The following is a 1,910-nucleotide window of genomic DNA, read 5'->3' as shown; positions in this document are numbered from 1 at the left end:
GGACATCTTCTAGGTCTATATCAGTCAAATAAGCGCTCAAATAGGCTCCTATGTTGTCTATATCCTTTAATGACTTGATTGTTACAAATCCTAAACCCCATAGACTCCTTAATTCAGCATTTTTAATATAAATCTTATCCAAATCATTAAAGCGCATTAAAACATGACAATGCCAGGCTCCACGTCCTTGTGGCTCTACCACCGATAAATAATCTATCGAACTTTCTTTCTTGTATTTATAACGCAACCTGTCGATAAAATTTTGAAAATCACTATAAAGTTTTTTCGTGTCCGTCATATTTTTCTTGTATGTCAAAGTTATATGTAATTCATTTGGCCGTCCTATAAAATTGTTATTTATCAAATAACGCAGCTTCTTAAAGGTTTGTCTCAAAGAATTATAATTTTCCTGCCGATTTTCCGAATGCTCGAACTCCCGGATCTCCCCAGTAGAGAGGTCTACAAACCTATCCTTGTCCAATTTTTTGATATTATTTTTCCGGTTCATCTTCTCCATATGCTGAACTTCAATGACGTGATTCATAGTGGTCACTTTTACAACATCATTTGGAGCTATGAAAACCGCGTCACCATTGCGTTTATCCATCCATTTCCCCTCAATTTTTCCTGTAATGTTTAATTAAAATCAAGTTAATAATAAAGAACCCCAAATCCGAAGTCAGTTTTTCAACAAAAATTAGCGTCCTTTTCCCAAATAGTCCCTATACAATTCCTTAATAGCAAACTCAATTACAGCATCTTTTGAAACTCTTCCAAATTCATTGTGTTTTGTAAAATGTTCGGCTAATAACTCTAGCTTTTTAAATGTTTCAACAGTAATTCGAGGTCCAATTTGTTTTTTCTCTTCCATCCAAACACACTCCTAACAAGTTGTTAACATAATTCTAACATTGGAAATAATAGAATTCAAGAACAGAAAAAAGAAGCACACTCGGAATGATATTTCGTTTCCTTTTGATTCCGAGCCTCCACCCCTTACAATCCCCAAAGGCAACCGACAAGGGAAAATTCGTCCCTTATCGGCACCTCCGGAAATTGTACAGCAAGGGGTCACTCCCAATAAAAAGACTACGACATATAAAACAGGTTTAGCTTCAGAGAAAAAGAGCATAAGGAAACTCGGTGCCACCCTAAAAAAAAGGGTGTCAAACAGGCTGTGCCTGTTGAGTTTCTATGCTCTTAGAACAGGTGCCGTTTTTGAAGCCAAAGATATAGCATAGATACCCCATAGATATAGCAGGGATATACCAAAATATCTCTAGAGATACGGGTATCTATGCTATATCTCTCTACAAGATTCCTCCACACGCTTGACGGAAATGCTTCAGCATTTTAGCACTCACTCGACAGAGTGTATAAGTGCGCCATTCGGAATTTCAAAGCTTCAAATTTCACAGAGAGTGCCCATTTATACACACCCCCTAAATCGTGGTGTGACAATGGGTTCTCGCCGGCTCGAAATCGGTTTGTCATTCTGACAAATAACCCTTCGGGAAATAAAAAAAACGGCTCCATAAAGAGGAACCGTTTTGCTTCAAAAATCACGTTTTGTGTTATACTGGAGAAACGAAATTGTGTTTTCAAAATTGTCATTTTCGACATGATAACTTTTCTCGTAGTGTGGTTTTGCCGAACCCACTACTTTTTTTATGTCTCCGAACTTCATTTCTTCCCGTTCCGGCTTAACAATCCCTTTTGATTTTCGATACATATTCATTCCGGAAGGATACATGTGCAGCCGTCCGCCTTTTAAAAATTTCTTTTCCCGACCTTCTACGATCTTTGTTTGCACCTCACAGCCCTCTGAAGCCACTTTTAAGGCTGTTTCCCTGTCTTGGACATCTTCTAGGTCTATATCAGTCAAATAAGCGCTCAAATAGGCTCCTATG

At 38.0% G+C, this 1,910-nt stretch carries 2 protein-coding genes and 1 pseudogene; all 3 read right to left on the bottom strand.

Annotation, left to right across the window (positions count from 1 at the left end):
- The coding region (locus ACFVTB_RS27535; RefSeq protein ID WP_483875125.1) for a rolling circle replication-associated protein at positions 1-607 on the bottom strand (607 nt) is incomplete at its 3' end.
- Between the two features lie 90 nt (positions 608-697).
- Positions 698-871, bottom strand: coding sequence for a hypothetical protein (locus ACFVTB_RS27530; protein ID WP_375839303.1), 174 nt, complete (start codon positions 869-871; stop codon positions 698-700).
- A 684-nt stretch (positions 872-1,555) separates the two neighbouring features.
- Positions 1,556-1,910 (bottom strand): annotated as a pseudogene (locus ACFVTB_RS27525) (rolling circle replication-associated protein); the annotation flags it as partial.

Source organism: Paenibacillus sp. NPDC058071 (assembly GCF_042885235.1).
Classification (GTDB): domain Bacteria; phylum Bacillota; class Bacilli; order Paenibacillales; family Paenibacillaceae; genus Pristimantibacillus.
The sequence above is the reverse complement of the archived record's forward strand: the minus strand, read 5'-3'. Positions and strand labels throughout refer to the sequence as shown.

Excerpts from the sequence above, each read along its gene's own strand:
- ACFVTB_RS27530 (WP_375839303.1), bottom strand. The coding sequence starts at position 871 with ATGGAAGAGAAAAAACAAATTGGACCTCGAATTACTGTTGAAACATTT.